The organism is Kribbella sp. NBC_01505, from assembly GCF_045040285.1.
Taxonomy (GTDB): Bacteria; Actinomycetota; Actinomycetes; order Propionibacteriales; family Kribbellaceae; genus Kribbella.
Genome location: NZ_CP109425.1, coordinates 7,699,876 through 7,718,748 on the forward strand (window position 1 = coordinate 7,699,876; position 18,873 = coordinate 7,718,748).

Here is an 18,873-nt window from a genome sequence, read left to right on the forward strand (position 1 = left end):
TTCAGGCGTCAAGCGACAGCTGTGCAGGAACCCGGTGTGAGTCCGGGGCGGTCCCGCCACTGTGACCCGCGGCCGACCAGTGCCGCGGGGAGTCAGGAACTGCTGCTGTCGCACCTCCGGCCGGGGCGTGGATACCCCCAGGAAGGACCGGTTCAGCGTGCCCGCGAACCTGTTGCTGTTGTCGACTGCCGACACCGATCTACTGGCCGCGGCGGAGGCGGCGGCCGGCTGGAAGGTCGCGAACCCGGCGCGCCTGGAGTTGTCCGAGCTCACTCCGCTGCTGGAGTCCGCCCAGATCGTCGTGGTGCGGCTGCTGGGCGGCAAGCGAGCCTGGGAGGACGGGCTGGAGGCAGTGCTCGCGTCCGGGAAGCCCGCAGTGGTGGTCAGCGGTGAGTCGGCACCCGATGCGGAGCTGATGTCGCTGTCGACCGTGCCCGCGGGTGCGGTGACCGAGGCGCTGGCCTACCTGCGCGAGGGCGGCGCCGACAACCTGCGGAACCTGGCCGGCTTCCTGAGCGACACCATCCTGCTCACCGGCGACGAATTCGACCCGCCTGCCGCGCTCCCGACGTACGGGGTGCGCGGGACGTTCGTCGACGACGACCGGCCAGTGGTCGGGATCGTCTACTACCGGGCGCACGAGATCGCGGGTAACACCGCGTTCGTCGACACGCTCGCTGCGGCGGTTGAGGCTGCCGGTGCGCAACCGCTGGCCGTGTACTGCGGCACGCTGCGCGGACTCGATGCGACGAGCGACGAGAACGCCGGACTGTTCGAGCTGCTGCGCAAGTGCGACGTACTGGTCACCACACTGCTCGCGGCCGGTGGGTCCGTCGCGGCCAACGCCAGCGCGGGCGGTGCCGATGACGCGTGGGACGCAGGGGCGCTGGCTTCGCTCGACATCCCGCTGATCCAGGGGCTGGCGCTGACGTCGACCCGCGAGCAGTGGCTGGCCAGCGACGCGGCGATCAGCCCGCTGGACGCGGCCACGCAGGTCGCGATCCCTGAGTTCGACGGCCGGATCATCACCATCCCGTTCTCCTTCAAGGCGTACGACGCCGACGGGCTGGCTCGGTATGCGCCGGATCCCGAGCGGTGCACCCGGCTGGCCGGGATCGCGGTGGCGCACGCCCGCCTGCGGCATGTCCCGGTGGCCGAGAAGAAGCTCGCGCTCGTGCTCTCGTCGTACCCGACCAAGCACGCCCGGATCGGGAACGCGGTCGGTCTGGATACCCCGGCGTCGGCGGTGCAGTTGCTCGGCAAGCTCGACGAGGCCGGGTACGACCTGGGCGGGCTCGACCTTTCGGAGTTGCAGGGGGCCGACGGCGCGGACGGGCTCATCCACCGGCTGATCGCGACCGGCGGGCACGATGTCGACTGGCTGACCGATGACCAGCTCGAGAACGCGGTGGCCAAGGTGCCGCTCTCGACGTACGCGAAGTGGTTCGGCCGGGTGCCGGAAACGTTGCAGGCGGCAATGACCGAGGCGTGGGGCGAGGCGCCGGGTTCCCTGTACGTCGACACGTCCGGACCCGAGACGGCGATCGCGCTGGCCGCGCTCCGATTCGGCAACGTCGTACTGATGATCCAGCCGCCGCGCGGCTTCGGCGAGAACCCGGTCGCGATCTACCACGATCCCGATATGGCGCCGTCGCACCACTATCTGGCGGCGTACCGGTGGTTGGAGAACGCTCCGGCCGACGGTGGTTTCGGTGCGCATGCCGTCGTCCACCTGGGGAAGCACGGGACGCTGGAATGGCTTCCTGGCAAGGGGATCGGGATGGCGGCCGACTGCGCGCCGGACGCCGTGCTCGGGAACCTGCCGATGGTCTACCCGTTCATCGTCAACGACCCGGGCGAGGGGACGCAGGCCAAGCGGCGCGCCCACGCGGTCGTCGTCGACCACCTGGTGCCGCCGATGGCGCGGGCAGAGACGTACGGCGACATGGCGAAGCTCGAGTACCTGCTGGACGAGTACGCGACCGTGCAGGCGCTCGACCCGGAGAAGGTGCCGACGCTGCGGGCACAGATCTGGACGCTGATCCAGGCGGCGCAGCTGCACCACGATCTGCACACCGACGAGAAGCCGGACGACGAGGCTTTCGACGAATTCGTTCTGCATCTGGACGGGTACCTGTGCGAGATCAAGGACGTTCAGATCCGTGACGGTCTGCACATCCTTGGCGGAGTGCCGGCTGACGAGGCGCGGATCAACCTGGTGCTCGCCGTCCTGCGGGCGCGGCAGCTCTGGGGCGGCTCGTACTCGATCCCCGGTCTGCGAACCGCGCTGGGGGAGACCTTCGGGGTCGACGAGGCCGAGCTGCTCGCGAACCCCGGTCTCGCCGCCAACTTGACCGAGCTGGCGACACTGGCCGACCTGCCGGCGGTGAGCGGTGCGGACGGGGTCGACATCCTGGAGGCGGTCGCGCGCAAGCTGGTGGTCGCGATGGAGACGCTGAACTGGGACGCGGCGAAGGTGCCGGTCCTCGTCACCGAGGTGATCGGCCGGTCCTCGGTCGGCGTCGAGTCCTCGCTGACCTTCGCGGCCCAGGAGGTCGTGCCGCGCCTGAACCGCACGGACGACGAGCTCACCAACGTCTTGCGTGCGCTGGACGGCCGCTTCGTCGAGGCCGGCCCGTCGGGTTCGCCGACCCGCGGTCTGGTCAACGTGCTGCCGACCGGCCGGAACTTCTACGCCGTCGACCCGAAGGCGATCCCGAGCCGGAACGCCTGGGATGTCGGCGTCGCGCTGGCCGACTCGCTGCTGGCCCGGCACCAGGCCGAGACCGGCGAGTGGCCGCGCTCGGTCGGCCTCACGGTCTGGGGTACGTCGGCGATGCGGACCCAGGGCGACGACCTGGCCGAGGTGCTGTGGCTGCTCGGCTGCCGCCCGGTCTGGGACGAGGCCTCGCGGCGCGTCACCGGGTTCGAGGTCGTTGAGCTCTCCGAGCTCGGCCGACCGCGGATCGACGTGACGATCCGGATCTCGGGCTTCTTCCGGGATGCCTTCCCGCACGTCGTCCAGCTGCTCGACGAAGCGGTCCGGACGGTCGCGGCGCTGGACGAGGATGCCGCCGACAACTATCTACGGGCCCATGTCAACGATGACGTTGCTGCGGGCAACGACGTACGGTCGGCGACGGCTCGGGTCTTCGGCTCGAAGCCCGGCTCGTACGGCGCGGGCCTGCTCCCGCTCGTGGACGCGCGGAACTGGCGCACCGACGCCGAGCTGGCCGAGGTGTACGCCGTCTGGGGTGGGTACGCCTACGGCAAGGATCTCGACGGCGCCGAGGCGCGCGGGTCGATGGAGCGGGCCTACGCGCGGATCCAGGTCGCGGCCAAGAACGCGGACACCCGTGAGCACGACATCATGGATTCCGACGACTACTTCCAGTACCACGGCGGCATGATCGCGATGGTCCGGCACCTGACCGGTTCCAACCCGAAGGCCTATGTGGGCGACTCCGCCGTACCGGCTCAGGTGAAGACGCGAACCCTTGAAGAGGAGACGAAGCGGGTCTTCCGGGCCCGCGTGGTGAACCCGCGGTGGATGGCCGCGATGCGCCGGCACGGGTACAAGGGCGCGTTCGAGATGGCGGCGACCGTCGACTACCTCTTCGGGTACGACGCGACCGCGGGCGTGGTGGACGACTGGATGTACGAGACGCTCACCACCGAGTACGTCGCGGATCCGGAGATGGCCGAGTTCTTCCGCAAGTCCAACCCCTGGGCGCGGCACGGGATCGCCGAGCGGCTGCTCGAGGCCGCCCAGCGCGGTCTGTGGTCCTCGCCCAGCGACGAGGCTCTGGAAACTCTGCGCAACGCAGTCCTTGAGACGGAGGGTGACATCGAGGACCGCGGCTGATTGGGTGGACGTATGGCGCGGATTCTGATCACCAACGACGACGGTTTCCAGGCACCCGGGATCCGCGCACTCGCTCCGGCGATCGCGGAGCTCGGGCACGAAGTGGTCGTGGTCGCGCCGCTGGACGATCAGAGCGGCGTTGGGTCCGCACGGACCGGGACGGTCAACCGGCCGATCCAGACAGTTGTCGAAGAAGAGGGCGGCATCATCTACCGCGGGGTCGCCGGGACACCGGCGCTCGCGGTGACGCTGGCCACGATCGGGGCGTTCGGGCCGGCACCGGATCTGGTGCTGTCGGGGATCAACCGCGGCCACAACATCGGCGTACCGATCTTCCACTCCGGCACCGTGGCTGCGGCGCTGACCGCAGCTGGGCAGGGGATCTCCGGGGTTGCGATCAGCCTCCAGGGCACCGCGCCGAGGCATTGGGCGACCGCGGCGACGATGGCCGGCGAGGCGCTCGCCTGGATCGCGTCCGAGCCGGCCGGGACCATGCTCAGTCTGAACGTGCCGGACCTGGCGCTCGATCAGTTGGCGGGGGTGCGGCACGCGACGCTGACCCCGATCACCCGCGCACGTCTGGTCGCGACCACCGCCCCGACCGGTGAGCCGATGATCACCATCGCACCGCCCCAGCCCAATCCGCCGGCCGACTCCGACGAGGCGTTTTTGCGCGCGGGCTTCGTCACGGTGAGCCCGCTGGTCGGCATCCGCGTGCTGCCCGACGAGGATGCAGCAAACGCATTGGCGAAGCGACTGACGTCGTACCGATGAAGGTCAACGGCACCAACCTGTACGTCGCGTCGTACGGCTCGGTGGAGTCGCCGCCGCTGCTGTTCATCCACGGCCACGGCGGTGGTTACCACTGGACGCAGTGTCAGGGGGAGCGGCTCGGCTCGCAGTTGCGGGTGATCGCTCCTGACCAACGGGGTGTGCTGCGTTCCGATCCCGCGGACGTCGAGATCCGGATGGACGTCCTGATCGACGACTTCGAGGAGCTGCGTCGTCAGCTGGGCATCGAGCGGTGGGCGATCCTCGGTCATTCGGCGGGTGGCAACTACGCGGTCGAATACGCGATCCGTCATCCTGACTCGGTCTCCGCGGTTGTCTTCGACTGTCCCTGCTGGGACTTCGACGCCAATGACCGCTACCGGTTGCCCGTCTTCGCGGACCTCTACGAACAGGCCGGCGACTCTGCGTCCGCCGCCCGCTGCCGCGCGCTGGCCGCCCAGCCTCAGCGCCTCACCCCCGAAGACAAGACCTACGAACTGGCCTTCGGCCTCGGCGACGCCTTCCAGGACCTCTCCTGGTACGACCCCTCCCGCCGCCCCGCCTTCGAACAACTAGGCGCCACCGCCGGCCTCACCGACGACCAGTGGTCCCGCGGCTACAGCCACCTCTCCACCCTCGCCGACCTCTACACCTCCAAACTCGATCGCCTCGCCGAGATCCCCCAACCCACCCTCCTCATCGAAGGCATCAAAGACCCCGCCACCGACCCCCTCTCCGTCGATGCCTACCGCACCACCGGCGCCCCCTCAGCCACCTTCACCCACTCCGGCCACTTCCCCCACTACGAAGAACCGGACCGCTACGCGGCGACTGTGGTGACCTTCCTAACGACAGGACATGTGCCCTCATCCTGACCGCCGCTGCGCAAGCGGCAGGCGCGGGTGGCTGGGTAGTAGACGTATATGTCCTGTCCGTAGAGCGATCGCCTGCCGGATGGTGGCGACGACCCAGGCCGGATCGTCGAGCACCTGGCTGTAGGTGAACCGCAGCACCAGCCAGCCCGCTGCGACCAGGTCGTCGTACCGGCGGCAGTCGGCGGCGAACGCGATCCTGTCACCGTGGAAGTCGTACCCCTCGGCCTCGAGGGCGATGCGGAGGACGCGATGGCCGAGATCGATCCGCATCCAGGTCCCGTCGTGCTCGATCCGGACCTGCGGCTCGAAGCCGTCGATACCGGCCTCCAGGAGGAGGCTCCGGAGGATGGATTCGAGGAAGCTCTCGGCCAGTCCGGTGGCCGCGGCGGCGATCCGCAGCGCCATCGGGCACCCGCGGCCGCGCATCCGGGTCGCCGCGGCGTTGAGCTCGGCCGAGCTCAGCTTCCCCGATCGGAGGGCTGCATCGGCGACGGCGAGCGCCTCTCCGAAGGGCAGGACGCGGGTGCAGTCGACGACAGTACGGTCCAGACCGGTGACTCGGTGCCGTCGTTCGTCGGGCGTGACCTCGGCCCAATGCAGGACCGCCGGGCGGCCGGCTCGTGGTCGGCGCTTCACCGGCACGATGATGTGCGGCTTCTCCAGCTTGTGCAGAAGAGGCAGTTGCCAGGCTGCCGCAGCGCTCAGGTATCCGACCACACCGTCATACGCGAGTGCCGCCAGCCGCGCCGGCCCCAGGCTCAGTAGGCCGTAGACCCCGCGGGCGACGCGCTCGACCTCACCACGCTCGACCGCTGCGTTCAGCTGGTGCCTGGTGGTCGCCCGGAGGAGCTGGGCAGACGTCGCCCAGCCACCCGACCGGGCCAGAATCTCGGGGACGGAGTCCATCCGTCGATGGTGGCTGAAATCCACCCGGCGGGTCCGAAGTCATCCACAGGTCTCCTACCGACAGGACATATACCTCCACTGCGGTCGGCCGGGCGCTGACGTGCGCCGGGGGAGGCCGGGTAGTGGGCGTATATGTCCTGTTGTTCGGAAGGTGAACCTGGTCGCGGTTGGGGGTGGTGGGGTGTGCCAGGATGGGCGGGACAGGTGTGGAGGAACGCCGGTGACCGGGAGACCGGGAGTCCGGGGCGGTCCCGCCACTGTGACCGGGAGACCGGGAGCCAGGACATCCGCGCTCTGTCCGCCGCGGGTGCCGTGGCGTACCAGTTGCGCGGGCGTGGACACCCGCTGACGAAGGGACTCCCCGCTGATGCGGCCTGCGCCACCCTCGACCGGCTTTCCGTTCACCGCGGTGGTCGGGATGGAAGACCTTCAGCTCGCGCTGATCCTCGCGACGATCTCGCCGGCGATCGGCGGGGTGCTGATCCGGGGCGAGAAGGGGACGGCGAAGTCGACCGCGGTGCGGGCGCTGACCGAGATCCTGCCGCCGGTGGACGTGGTGCTGGGGTGCCGGTTCTCGTGTGATCCGGCGGCTCCGGCGGCGGACTGTCCTGATGGGCCGCATGATGCGCCGGAGGCGGTGAGCCGGGCCGCTCGGTTGGTCGAGTTGCCGGTGGGGGCGACCGAGGACCGGGTGCTGGGGTCGTTGCATCTGGAGAAGGCGCTGGCCGAGGGAATCACGGCGTACGAGCCGGGGTTGCTGGCGGCCGCGCATCGCGGACTGCTGTACGTCGACGAGGTCAACCTGCTGCACGACCACCTGGTGGATGTGTTGCTGGACGCGGCGGCGATGGGTCGCGCGACCGTCGAGCGGGACGGGGTGTCGGTGACGCACCCGGCGCGGTTCGTGCTGGTCGGCACGATGAACCCGGAGGAGGGCGAGCTGCGGCCGCAGCTGCTCGATCGATTCGGGCTGACGGTTGATGTGGTTGCCAGCCGGGATCCCGCGGTTCGGGTCGAGGTGATGCGCGCGCGGCTGTCCTATGAGGCTGATCCGGTCGCGTTCGTCACCCGGTACGACGGTCCGCAGCGAGAGCTCGCGGAGCGGATCGTGAAGGCGCGCGACCTGCTGAGCGAAGTCATCCTGACCGACTCGGCGTTGCGGCAGATCGCCGAGATCTGCGCGTCGTTCGACGTGGACGGGATGCGTGCTGACCTGGTCACTGCCCGGACCGCGGTCGCGCACGCCGCGTGGTCGGGGCGAACGGTCGTCGAGGTGGAGGACGTGCGCGCGGCTGCCAAGCTCGCGCTCCCGCACCGCCGTCGCCGCAACCCGTTCGACGCGCCCGGGATGGACGAGGACCAGCTCGAGCAGGCGATCCAGAACAGCACCCCGCCACCCCAGGACCCCGACGACGACCCCGACGGCGGCGGAAGCACAGACCCCGACACCCCACCCCCCACCAACGGCTCTGATGACAGCACCGAAAGCTCGAACGAGCCCACCGATCGCGCCGACGACTCCCACGACCCGGGGCCGGACCCTCCCCGGAACTCCGCCGACCAGAACCCGGCCGACAGCAACCCGGCCGAGCAGCCCGGACGACCAACCCCGGTAGGCGAGGTCGCCGGCAGCTCCGAGCCGTACAAAGCACGCCTGCTGAGCGTGCAAGCAGCCGGCGAGGGCGTAGCCGGCCGCCGTTCGCGCGCAATCACCGAGGTAGGCCGCGTAGTGGGCGACCGCCCGCGCGTAGGACGTGAGTCAGGCCGCCCCCACCTGCTCGCCACCATCCGCGCCGCCGCCCCCCACCAACACGCCCGCGGCCGGATCAGTGGGCTGGTGGTTCGGGGGAGTGATGTGCGGCTTTCTGTTCGGGAGGGGCGGGAGGGGAACCTGGTGCTGTTTTGTGTTGACGCTTCTGGGTCGATGGGGACCAAGAAGCGGATGGGGGAGGTGAAGACGGCGATTGTTTCGTTGTTGCTGGATGCTTATCAGCGGCGGGACAAGGTTGGGCTGGTGACGTTCGCTGGGGGTGAGGCGACGGTGGCGTTGCCGCCGACGGGGAGTGTGGAGGCGGCGGTACGGCGGCTTGAGTCGTTGCCGACGGGTGGTCGGACGCCACTGGCTGAGGGGTTGCTGCAGGCGGCGGAGGTGCTGCGGATCGCGGCGATCCGGGATCCGCGCAGGAGGCCGTTGCTGGTACTGGTCACTGATGGCCGGGCGACCCATGGGGACAAGGCGTTCGCTCGGGCGAAGCAGGCGGCGGGCTGGCTTGCGCAGCGCGGGATCGCGACCGTCGTGGTCGACTGTGAGCCGCGACGCGGGGTACGGCTGGGGCTGGCGGGTGAGCTCGCGGGCGACCTCGGAGCGGAGTACCTCGACCTCGGTGATGTTGCCGCCGGCAACCTCGTGCGCGCGGTCACCGAGCGGAAGGCGGCCTGAAGTGCCGAAGGGACAGCCGGACGTCGTACCGCAGGACGGCCTGACCACGCGCCAGCGCCGGAACCGGCCGCTGCTGATGGTCCACACCGGTGAGATGAAGGGCAAGTCGACCGCCGCCTTCGGGATGGCGCTGCGCGGCTGGAACCAGGGCTGGAACATCGGCGTCTTCCAGTTCGTGAAGAGCGCGAAGTGGAAGGTCGGCGAGGAAGGTGCCTTCAAGGCGCTCGGTCAGTTGCACGAGGCAACGGGGCAGGGCGGGCCGGTCGAGTGGCACAAGATGGGTGAGGGCTGGAGCTGGTCCCGCAAGGCCGGTACCGAAGAGGACCACGCCGCCGACGCCGTCGAGGGCTGGCGCGAGATCCAGCGCCGGCTCGCCGCCGAGACCCACGACCTCTACGTGCTCGACGAGTTCACCTACCCGATGAAGTGGGGCTGGGTCGACGTCGACGAGGTCGTCGACACGCTCGTGAACCGCCCCGGTCACCAGTACGTCGTGATCACTGGCCGCAACGCCGACCAGCGCCTGATCGACGCCGCCGACCTCGTCACCGAGATGACAAAGCTCAAGCACCCGATGGACGCCGGCCAGAAGGGCCAGAAGGGCATCGAGTGGTGATTCCGCGGGTTGTGGTGGCGGCGCCTTCGTCAGGAGCCGGGAAGACGACGGTTGCCGTCGGGCTGATGGCAGCGCTGCGGCGCGCCGGGCACACGGTCGCTGGCTTCAAGGTTGGCCCCGACTACATCGACCCCGGCTTCCACGCGGTCGCGACCGGACGCCCCGGCCGCAACCTCGACGCGATGCTGAGCGGTGAGGAGCGCGTGGCCCCGCTGTACGCGCATGGTGCGCAGGGTGCCGACATCGCCGTGATCGAAGGCGTGATGGGCCTGTACGACGGAGCGCTGGGCACCGAGGGATTCTCGTCGACCGCACACGTGGCGAAGTTGCTGAAGGCACCGGTCGTGCTCGTGGTGGACGCATCAGCAGCCGGCCGAAGCGTCGGAGCGGTCGTCCAGGGATTCGTTGCCTTCGACACCGAGGTGCGGATCGTCGGAGTGATCCTGAACAAGGTCGGATCCGACCGGCACGAGACCGAGGTCCGGGCCGGGGTGGCGCCGACCGGCGTGCCGGTGCTGGGCGTGCTGCGACGCGATACCCGCCTGACCGTGCCGAGCCGACACCTTGGCTTGGTGCCGGCCGACGAGCAGCGCGAACAGGCCGAGATAGCAGTCGACGCCGCCGCTGAACTGGTGCGCGCCGGAGTGGACCTGGAAGCCTTCGTGGCGGCCGCCCGAGCGGCGTCCGACCTGGACACCGAGACCTGGGACCCGACGGCTGAAGTGACGCCGGCGGAGGAAGGTCGCCCGGTGGTCGCCGTGGCTGCCGGCCCGGTCTTCTCCTTCCACTACACCGAAACGACCGAGTTGCTGACCGCCGCCGGTGCTGACGTGGTGCGCTTCGACCCCCTCCGCGATCCGTTGCCAGAGGCAACCGCTGCGCTGTACCTCGGCGGCGGCTTCCCCGAGCTGCACGCCGAGGCGCTCTCGGCCAACGAGGAACTGAGACGTCAGGTCGCAACCGAGATCGCCGCCGGTCTGCCGGTGATCGCCGAGTGCGCCGGCTTGCTGTACCTCTGCCGCGAGCTCGACGGCCACCCCATGACCGGCGTCCTCCCCGCGACCGCGAAGATGACGAGCAGCCTGACCCTCGGCTACCGGACTGCGATCGCGGCCTCGACCACGGCCTTCTTCGACGAGGGCCGTCGGGTCCGCGGGCACGAGTTCCACCGGACCGCGGTCGAATTCGACAGTGAGGTCGCCCCGGCCTGGTACCTGCCAGGTGCGGTCGAGGGGATCACCCAGCCGCGGCTGCACGCGTCGTACCTGCATCTGCATTGGACCGCCAGCCCGGACGTGCCTGCGCGGCTGGTCGCGGCGGCCCGGGTGCACGCTGGGCTGGAGAAATGAACCTGGTCGTCGGCGTCGGGCTGCGCGCCGGTACGTCGTACCGCGAGCTGCGCGCGCTTGTCGGGGAAGCCGTGGCCGAGGCGGGCGGTGGCAAGGTCCGGATCCTGATCACGGTCGACGGCCGCGAGAGCGAGCCCGGCCTGCAGCGACTGGCGGCGTACCTCGGTGCAGAACTGCAGACGGTCGCCCCGGCTGAGCTGAAGCGTCAGGGCGTGCCGAGCCCGAGTGCTGAGGTCGAGCGTCTCGCCGGTACGCCGAGCGTCGCGGAGGCCGCCGTACTGAGCACTGGTGCTGAGCTCGTGATCGACAAACGCAAGTCCGCCCAGGCGACTGCTGCGGTCGGGCGGCTCGCCTCCGCTCCCGGTTATGCGCCGGGAGAGCGGCACGTGGTGCATCGCGTCCTAGCCGAGCGACGCGACGTACGGCGCGGGTTCGTGGACCGGCCGATTCCGGATGACGTGCTGATGCGGGTGCTGGAGTCTGCACATCGCGCGCCGAGCGTCGGGCTCAGCCAGCCGTGGGACTTCCTGCTGATCCGCGAGGTCGGAACCCGGCGGAAGATCCATGATCTGGCGAGTGCGCAGCGGGACGCGTTCGCAGCGTCGTTGCCGGTCGAGCGGCGGAAACAGTTCGACGGGTTGAAGATCGAGGCGATCCTCGACACCCCGCTGAACATCGCGGTCACCTGTGACGCCGGGCGCGGTGGACGGCATGTCCTCGGCCGGCACGCGGATCCGCGGACGACGTGGTTCTCGGCGGCGATCGCGATCCAGAACCTGTGGCTGGCCGCGCGAGCCGAAGGACTCGGCGTCGGCTGGGTCTCGTTCTTCAAGCCCGGTGAGGTCGCCGCGGTGCTCGACCTGCCCGCGCACATCGAGCTGGTGGGCTACCTCTGTGTCGGATACGTCGAGGAGTTCGCTCCGACCCCGGAGTTGGTGCGGAGCGGGTGGGCGTCGCGTCGGCCGTTGAGCTGGGCGGTGCACCACGAGTCGTGGGGCAGGCGCGGTCTGCCGGGCGCCGAGCCGACCTCGATCGCCGCGGACGCGGAGCGAGCCGAGCAGACCACCGCGCAGACCATCGCGAGGGCCGAGCTGCCGAGACAGGTGGTTCGGGTGGTGATCGGTGGGGATCCGGCGGACTACCTCGCGCGGGCCGACACCCTCGTCGTACAGATCGGTGATCAGCCGGCGGCGGACTTCGGGGTGCTGTGGCGGCCGGCCCGGGATGCGGCCGAGGGCGTCGAGACCGGCGTGGAGCTGGTGCGGGATCTGATGCTGCAAGGAGCGACCGAGCTCGTCGTACAAGTGGTTGCTGACAGCGACGTTGCCGAGGCGGTGGCGCGGGGACTGCGAGTGGGTGCGCGCGCCTGCGGGATCGGATTGCGGGATGAACCGGTGGAGCTGCCACACTCCTCGGCATGACAGTGCCACCCAGTGGGGGATCCATGCACGTGCCCGCCTTCTCGATGAAGCAGCGGATCACGTTGATGGCCAACAAGTACGAACTGATCACGACCAACCCGGACGGATCCGACGGGCCTCTGCTGGCGTTCGCGCAGCAGAAGCGGATGGCGTTCAAGGAAGAAGTCACGTTCTACACCGACGACACCAAGTCCCAGGTGGTGTTCTCGTTCAAGGCGCGCAAGCGGATCGACCTCGGTTCGGGGTACGACGTCTTCGACGCGAGCGGCCAGCAGATCGGCTGGTTCAAGAAGGAGTTCGGCAAGAGCCTGCTGCGGTCGAGCTGGCAGCTGACCGGCGCCGGCTTCGAGTCGTCGGGCACCGAGCGGAGCGCCGGGATCGCGATCCTGCGCCGGGTCTGGGACTTCGTCCCGATCGTCGGCGACATCCCGCTGCCGTTCATCTTCCACTTCGACTTCACCGACAACGCGAACCAGCAGCCGATCCTGTCGGTCGAGCGGAAGATGTCGATCCGGGACCGGTACCGGATCTCGGTCCATGACGAGCGGGTCGACTTCCGGGTCGCGGCCGCGATGACGGTCGCCCTGGACGCGCTCCAGAGCCGCTGATCGAACAGGTCACGAGCCTGCCGTACGCCCCGCTGTACTACCGGGGTCGTACGGCGGGCTCACTCTTTCGGGTGAACTAACCCCGAAGACCCTTGGCTGGGCTTGCTGCCGGTGCGAGTCTTGAGGACATGGGTGCAGCGCAGCGCAGTCGACGGTGGTTGGTTCCGGTTACAGCGGTGGCCGTGGTGGCCGGAGTGGGGACGCTCGGGCCGGTGGTCGCGGACGCCTCTCCGAAGTTGCCGGGCATCTCCGCTCAGGAGTTGCTCGCGAAGGTGCAGACCGCGAAGGTCGACGGACTGAGTGGCACGGTGCACTCGTCCGCGGATCTCGGTCTGCCGGCACTACCTGGAGTCATGGGCCCTGACAGCGAGTCGGCAAGCGGCGAGGTGACCGAGATGCTGACCGGTGACCACACCGCCCGGGTCGCGTTCGCGACGCCGGACAAGGCGCGGGTCTCGGTGCTCGACAACATGGCCGAGCGGGTCTGGACGACGGACGGCAAGTCCGCCTGGGCCTACGACTCGGCCAAGCGCGAGGCGGTCAAGCTGCAGATCCCGGCGCATCCGGCAGGCAAGCCGGAGCAGAAGGCTCCGCAGTCGTACGACCCGCAGGCCGTGGCCAAGCAGTTCCTGGACGCGATCGACCCGACCACGAAGGTCGACGTCAGCGGGACCGAGAAGGTGGCCGGCCGGGATGCCTACAAGCTCCGGCTGACCCCGAAGACGGACAAGACGACGGTCGGCTCGGTGACGCTGGCGGTGGACTCCAAGACCTACGTCCCGCTGCAGGTGACCGTGCTGCCGAAGACGGGCAAGGACCCGGCGGTCGAGATCGGCTTCACGCAGGTCGACTTCGCCGTACCGGCGGCGAGCACGTTCGCGTTCACCCCGCCGAAGGGCGTCGAGGTGACGCAGCCGAAGGTGCCGACGACCCGTCCGGACCACCCGGTCAAGCCGGGCGACCCGAAGGCCGTTCCGGGCAAGCCGGAGGCCAAGAAGCCTGGTACGCCGAGCAGCGAGCCGACTGTGTTGGGCGAGGGCTGGGACGCCGTGGTGATGGTCCGCGGCGTGAAGCTGACCGGTGACGGTGGTCCGGTCGACCAGTTCCTGGCCGGTGCCAAGTCGGTCGAGGGTTCGTGGGGCAAGGGCAAGATCGTGACCAGCAAGATGGTGAACGCGCTGATCACCGACGACGGCCGCGTCTTCGCCGGCCTGGTCACCGCCCAGACCCTCCAGGACGCCGCAGCCAAGGCCCCGCGCTGACCGTGACAGAGACGCAGGAGTTGTCGTCCGAGGGGAGTGGGGCTTCAAGCACCCCCTCGGACACCCGGCCCCCGCCGGCCACGCCGACCGGCGGGAGCCCGCTCGTCACCCGTGGACTCACCAAGCGGTTTCGCGGCGGGCAGATCGCGGTGGATGCCGTTGACCTCGAGGTTCCGGCGGGAAGTGTTTTCGGGTTCCTCGGGCCGAACGGGTCCGGGAAGACCACGACGATCCGGATGGTGCTCGGGTTGATCGCGCCGACCTCCGGCGAGGTGCAGTTGCTCGGGCAGCCGATGCCCAAGGCGTCGCTGCGGGTGTTGCCGCATGTGGGCGCGCTGGTGGAGGGCCCGGCGTTCTATCCGTTCTGGAGCGGCCAGGCGAATCTGCTCCGCTTCGACGCCGCCGACCGGACGGCGGACCCGCGGACTCGCAAGGCCCGGGCCGGTGAGGCCCTCGAGCGGGTCGGCCTGTCGAACGCGGCCGGCAAGAAGGTGCGCGCGTATTCACTCGGCATGAAGCAGCGGCTGGCGATCGCGGTCGCGCTGATGCAGCGCCGCGAGCTGCTGGTGCTCGACGAGCCGACCAACGGTCTCGACCCGCAGGGCACCCGCGAGGTGCGCAACCTGATCCGCGAGCTGGCGAGTGACGGCACCACGATCTTCACCTCGACCCACCTGCTGGCCGAGGTCGAGCAGGTCTGCACGCATGCCGCGGTGATGAGCCGTGGCCGCCTGATTCGCCAGTCGAGTATGGCGGAGCTGCGGTCCGAGCTCCGGCCGCGGCTGGTCGTCCGGACGCCGGATGTCACCGCGGCGGCCGAGACCCTGCAGCGGCTCGGCGTGACCGATCTGCGCACCGCCGACGAGACCGTCGAGGGTGACGCGGGCGATCTCCCGATCGAGAAGTTTGCCGCGGGGCTGGTCGCCGCGGATGTCCGTATCCATGGCTTCGGCCTGGAGCGTCCCAGCCTCGAAGAAGCCTTCGTCGCGCTTACCGGGGAGGGTTTCGATGTCGCCGAGTAGCGCGGTCGTCGACGTTCAGGTCGCACGACCGAGTGCGGGTCGGCACACGCTGGCGTTGTTCAAGTCGGAGCTGCAGCTGGTGTTCGGCCGGGTCCGCACCTGGGTGCTGCTGGCCGTGCTGGCCGCCGTGCCGCTGCTGATCGGCGTCGCGATCAAGCTCTCCGGTGCCGAAGGCGGCGCGGAGGGATTCCTCGGTCAGGTCGCGGGCAACGGGCTGTTCCTGATCGTGGCCAGCCTCGGGCTCTCGCTGCCGTTCTTCCTGCCGACCGCGGTGACCGTGATCTCGGGGGAGTCGCTGGCCGGTGAATCCAGCCTCGGCACCCTGCGCAACCTGCTCACCGCACCGGCCGGCCGATCCCGGCTGCTGGCCGCGAAGATGGTCGCGCTGGCGATCTTCTGCCTGGCCGCGACCTTCACGATCTGGGTCGCCGGGCTGATCGTCGGCTTCATCCTCTTCCCGGTCGGTGACGTCCTGCTGCTGTCCGGTTCGACGATCTCGCTCGGTGCGGGACTGCTGCGTGCGCTCGCCATCGCGGTGCTGATCGCGCTGTCGCTGTTCGGCCTGGCCGGCATCGGGCTGTTCGTGTCGTCGCTGACCTCGACACCGCTCGCGGCGATGGCGGCCACCTTCGGCACGTTCATCGTGCTCGGCATCCTGTCCGCGATCCCGCAGATCGACGTGATCCATCCCTGGCTGCTGATGTACGGCTGGACGTCGTTCGCCGACCTGCTCCGCGACCCGCCGTACTGGGATGCGATCGTCCGCAACCTGCTGCTGCAGGCCGGCTATCTGGCCGTCTTCTACTGCGCGGCGTGGGCCCGGATCACCAGTCGCGACATCGTCTGACCGACAATAGGCGGGTGGATCCCGACCTGGTCGCCGTACTGCGCTGTCCGGTCTGTGCCGATGCGTTGGCGCTGACCGACCGGACGGCGCGGTGTGCGCAGGGGCATGCGTACGACCTGGCGAAGCAGGGGTACCTCAACCTGTTGCCCTCGGCATCGAACGGGATCGAGGGCGATTCGGCCGGGATGATCGGTGCCCGGACGGTCTTCCTCGGCGGCGGTCACTACGCGCCGATCCGGGACGCGTTGATCCTGCGCGCGGCCGAATACCTCCAGCCGGACAGCGACGAGCTGGTCGTCGAGGTCGGCGCGGGAACTGGCTACTACCTGGCGGGCGTCACTGGTGCGTCGCGACGCGGTCTCGCGCTCGACGTCTCCCGGTACGCCGCTCGCCGGGCCGCCAAGGTGGATCCGCGGATCGGTTCGGTCGTGTGTGATGCCTGGCGCGAACTGCCCGTGGTGGACGGCGCAGCGCAGGTGGTGCTGAACGTGTTCGCGCCGCGAAACGCTGCGGAGATGGCCCGGATCCTGCGGCCGGGCGGCGCGCTGCTGGTGGTGACTCCGAATCCGGAGCACCTGGCCGAGCTGGTCGGCGTACTGGGCCTGGTGTCGGTCGACGAGGACAAGGAGCGGCGCCTGCAGGACGCGCTCGGTGGGACCTTCGCCGAGACCGGCCGCGAACTGATCGAGGAGCCGATGCGGCTCGATCGGGTCGCGGTGGAGCAGTTGGTGCTGATGACGCCGAGCGCGCGGCACATCCATCCGCACGAGCTCGCGGACCGGATCGCGGTCCTGCCCGAGCCGGCGCTCGTCACGCTCTCGGTCACACTGACTACCTGGCAACTGCTCTGATCCGACGCCGGCTAGCACGGCATCGCATCAGGAGCTGAGGTCAGGCGGCGTTGGCGACGAGTTCCTTCGCGACCCCGACGCCGTGCTCCTCGGCCGCGACATGGGCCTCGGACTCGGAGACCTTGGACAGTTCGATCAGGTCTGCCATCGCCGGGGTGACCGGAGCCAGGGTGAGCTCGGCCTCGGCCTTCCGGATCTTCATGCCGAGGACGTCACCGAAGATGCGCTCCAGGTACGGCGTGGAGTGGTCCCAGCCGTGCTTCGGCGTACCGGGCTGGTAGCCGCCGCCGCGGGCGAGGGTGAAGATGATCGGGCGGCCGATCAGCGGGTTCACCCCGCGCAGGTAGGGCTCGTCGGTGAGCAGTAGGTCGATCCAGACCTTCACGTGCTGCGGGATCCCGTAGTTGTACAGCGGTACGGCGAGCAGGATCGCGTCGGCGTTCTTGACCTCCGAACTGATCTCGTCGACCAGTGCGAGGGCCTCGGCCAACTGGTCGCGCTCGGTGTCGGTGGCCGGCTGCTCGCCGACCGCCATCCGGGCGATGGCCGGCCAGGCCGTGGCGGGCAGCGGGTTGCGGCCGAGGTCGCGCCGGATCACCACGCCGTCCGGGTGCTCGGCCTGCCAGGCCGCTTGGGCGCTGTCGGCCAGCGCACGGCTCACCGATCCGTTCAGCCGGACACTGGCGTCGACGCGGAGCAAGGTGGTCATAGGTCGTTCTCTCCTTGGAGGCTGTGAGGCTGCGCATTCGCGCTGTTCTGAAGATAGTCTGTCTTACAGAACATATTCAAGCCAGATCGTATTCCGAGTGGCGCAGACCACGTAGACTGGGCTCGTGACCAGCACTCCGGCGGATGTCGAGACCAAGACGGCCCGTGGCGTAGCGCCGCGGACGGCTAGTGGTGCGTCGGTCGAGACCGATCTCGGCTGGGCGCTCGGCGTCGTCTTCCGCCGGTATGCGAAGGCCTCCGGTGCCGCGCTCGACGACGTACCGGGTGGGCCGCGCGGGTATCAGGTGCTGGCCACGGTGAACGCCGAAGGCCCGCGGCGGCAGCTCGACCTGGCTGCCCAGCTCGGCGTCGATCGCACGGTGATGACATATCTGCTCGACGATCTGGAGAAGGCCGGGCTGGTGCAGCGCCAGCCGGATCCGGCCGACCGCCGGGCCCGCCTGATCGTGCCGACCGATCAGGGCAAGGAAACGCTCTGTGACCTCGAGCGGCGGCTGACGGCCACCGAGGACGAGGTGCTCGGCAGCCTGGATGACGACGAGCGGCTCAGCTTCCGCCGGCTGCTCCGGCGGGTCGCCCTCAAGGCGGATGCGATCGATCCGCTGCACAACGCCTGTGCGTTGGCCGACGAGAACGTCGACCCCGCTACTACTTAGTGCAGGGGCACGAAGCCTGACTCGTAGGCCTTGATGACCGCTTGGGTGCGGTCACGGGAATTCAGTTTGGCGAGCACGTTCGCCACGTGGGTCTTGACCGTCTGCAGTCCGAGGATCAGCTCGCTCGCGATCTCCGCGTTCGACAGGCCGCGCGCCATCAGCCGCAGGACTTCCTGTTCGCGGTCGGTCAGCTGGTACTCGTCGAGCCCGGTCGGCCGCGCCGGTTGGGCGCCGACGTGCGCCAGCGCGAGCGCCCGGATCGCCTCCGGGAACAGCAGCGACTCACTGCCCGCGACGGTGCGGATCGCGGCGATGATGTCGTCCGGCGGAGTCCGCTTCAGCAGGAAGCCGGACGCGCCCGCCCGCAGCGCGTCGTACACGTAGTCGTCGTTCTCGAAGGTGGTCACCACCAGGACGCGCGGTGCCGGGTCGAGGCTGTCGATCAGCAGCCGGGTGGCCTGGATGCCGTCGACGGCGGGCATCCGCACATCCATCAGCACGACGTCCGGCTTCGTACGGCGGACCACCGGCAGGACCTCGGCGCCGTCTGCTGCCTCGCCGACGACGTTGAGATCGGGCTCGGCGTTGATGATCGCGCGCAGCCCACTGCGGATCAGCGGCTCGTCGTCGACCACCACCACGGACAGAGTCATGC

General features: G+C 69.6%; 16 protein-coding genes and 2 riboswitches. Of the genes, 13 read left to right on the forward strand and 3 right to left on the reverse strand.

The window, feature by feature from the left end:
- Window positions 1-24: 24 nt before the first annotated feature.
- Window positions 25-102: riboswitch (cobalamin riboswitch) on the forward strand.
- Window positions 103-157: 55 nt separating this feature from the next.
- Genes cobN through OG474_RS36185 form a run of 3 tightly spaced genes read left to right on the forward strand, consistent with a single transcriptional unit; the run spans window position 158 to window position 5,511 of the window.
- Window positions 158-3,865 carry a cobaltochelatase subunit CobN gene (gene cobN / locus OG474_RS36175; protein ID WP_405058137.1) on the forward strand — a complete coding sequence of 1,236 codons (3,708 nt, stop codon included), beginning with the start codon at window positions 158-160 and terminating at the stop codon, window positions 3,863-3,865.
- A 12-nt stretch (window positions 3,866-3,877) separates the two neighbouring features.
- The gene (surE, locus tag OG474_RS36180; RefSeq protein WP_405058138.1) at window positions 3,878-4,639 is read left to right on the forward strand and encodes a 5'/3'-nucleotidase SurE; all 762 of its coding nucleotides are present in this window, start codon (window positions 3,878-3,880) and stop codon (window positions 4,637-4,639) included.
- Complete coding sequence (locus tag OG474_RS36185) at window positions 4,636-5,511, forward strand: alpha/beta fold hydrolase (protein WP_405058139.1); 876 nt, start codon at window positions 4,636-4,638, stop codon at window positions 5,509-5,511. The genes surE and OG474_RS36185 overlap by 4 nt, the downstream gene beginning before the upstream one ends.
- Here OG474_RS36185 and OG474_RS36190 read toward each other — a convergent pair.
- Window positions 5,503-6,417, reverse strand: coding sequence for a type IV toxin-antitoxin system AbiEi family antitoxin domain-containing protein (locus tag OG474_RS36190; protein WP_405058140.1), 915 nt, complete (start codon window positions 6,415-6,417; stop codon window positions 5,503-5,505). The two genes, OG474_RS36185 and OG474_RS36190, sit on opposite strands and share 9 nt — an antisense overlap.
- A 212-nt stretch (window positions 6,418-6,629) precedes the next feature.
- Window positions 6,630-6,703, forward strand: a riboswitch (cobalamin riboswitch).
- Window positions 6,704-6,784: 81 nt separating this feature from the next.
- On the opposite strand from OG474_RS36190, the gene OG474_RS36195 reads away from it, so the two are divergent.
- The 9 genes from OG474_RS36195 to OG474_RS36235 all read left to right on the forward strand — a co-directional run bounded on the left by OG474_RS36195 (window position 6,785) and on the right by OG474_RS36235 (window position 16,833).
- Complete coding sequence (locus OG474_RS36195; protein WP_405058141.1) at window positions 6,785-8,857, forward strand: putative cobaltochelatase; 2,073 nt, start codon at window positions 6,785-6,787, stop codon at window positions 8,855-8,857.
- A gap of 1 nt (window position 8,858) precedes the next feature.
- A complete protein-coding gene (gene cobO / locus OG474_RS36200; protein WP_405058142.1) occupies window positions 8,859-9,473 on the forward strand; it encodes a cob(I)yrinic acid a,c-diamide adenosyltransferase in 615 nt (204 codons plus the stop codon).
- The gene (locus OG474_RS36205) at window positions 9,467-10,822 is read left to right on the forward strand and encodes a cobyrinate a,c-diamide synthase (RefSeq protein WP_405058143.1); all 1,356 of its coding nucleotides are present in this window, start codon (window positions 9,467-9,469) and stop codon (window positions 10,820-10,822) included. Before cobO ends, OG474_RS36205 begins: the two co-directional genes overlap by 7 nt.
- Entirely contained in the window at window positions 10,819-12,243 is a 1,425-nt protein-coding gene (gene bluB, locus OG474_RS36210; protein WP_405058144.1) for a 5,6-dimethylbenzimidazole synthase, read from the forward strand. Before OG474_RS36205 ends, bluB begins: the two co-directional genes overlap by 4 nt.
- The gene (locus OG474_RS36215) at window positions 12,240-12,851 is read left to right on the forward strand and encodes a hypothetical protein (RefSeq protein WP_405058145.1); all 612 of its coding nucleotides are present in this window, start codon (window positions 12,240-12,242) and stop codon (window positions 12,849-12,851) included. The genes bluB and OG474_RS36215 overlap by 4 nt, the downstream gene beginning before the upstream one ends.
- Before the next feature lie 128 nt (window positions 12,852-12,979).
- Window positions 12,980-14,113 carry a LolA family protein gene (locus tag OG474_RS36220; RefSeq protein ID WP_405058146.1) on the forward strand — a complete coding sequence of 378 codons (1,134 nt, stop codon included), beginning with the start codon at window positions 12,980-12,982 and terminating at the stop codon, window positions 14,111-14,113.
- A gap of 149 nt (window positions 14,114-14,262) precedes the next feature.
- Window positions 14,263-15,135, forward strand: a complete 873-nt coding sequence (locus OG474_RS36225) for an ABC transporter ATP-binding protein (protein WP_405058147.1) — start codon at window positions 14,263-14,265, stop codon at window positions 15,133-15,135.
- Window positions 15,122-15,982, forward strand: coding sequence for an ABC transporter permease (locus tag OG474_RS36230; RefSeq protein ID WP_405058148.1), 861 nt, complete (start codon window positions 15,122-15,124; stop codon window positions 15,980-15,982). The genes OG474_RS36225 and OG474_RS36230 overlap by 14 nt, the downstream gene beginning before the upstream one ends.
- A gap of 14 nt (window positions 15,983-15,996) precedes the next feature.
- On the forward strand, window positions 15,997-16,833 hold the full coding sequence (locus OG474_RS36235) for a putative RNA methyltransferase (RefSeq protein WP_405058149.1): 837 nt from the start codon (window positions 15,997-15,999) through the stop codon (window positions 16,831-16,833).
- A 40-nt stretch (window positions 16,834-16,873) separates the two neighbouring features.
- On the opposite strand, the gene OG474_RS36240 is transcribed toward OG474_RS36235, so the two are convergent.
- Window positions 16,874-17,542: an FMN-dependent NADH-azoreductase gene (locus tag OG474_RS36240; protein WP_405058150.1), complete on the reverse strand. Its 669-nt coding sequence runs from the start codon at window positions 17,540-17,542 to the stop codon at window positions 16,874-16,876.
- Window positions 17,543-17,666: 124 nt separating this feature from the next.
- Here OG474_RS36240 and OG474_RS36245 point away from each other — a divergent pair, with 124 nt between their 5' ends.
- On the forward strand, window positions 17,667-18,218 hold the full coding sequence (locus OG474_RS36245; RefSeq protein ID WP_405058151.1) for a MarR family winged helix-turn-helix transcriptional regulator: 552 nt from the start codon (window positions 17,667-17,669) through the stop codon (window positions 18,216-18,218).
- On the opposite strand, the gene OG474_RS36250 is transcribed toward OG474_RS36245, so the two are convergent.
- Window positions 18,215-18,871, reverse strand: coding sequence for a response regulator (locus OG474_RS36250; protein ID WP_405058152.1), 657 nt, complete (start codon window positions 18,869-18,871; stop codon window positions 18,215-18,217). The genes OG474_RS36245 and OG474_RS36250 overlap by 4 nt on opposite strands.
- Window positions 18,872-18,873: the final 2 nt, after the last annotated feature.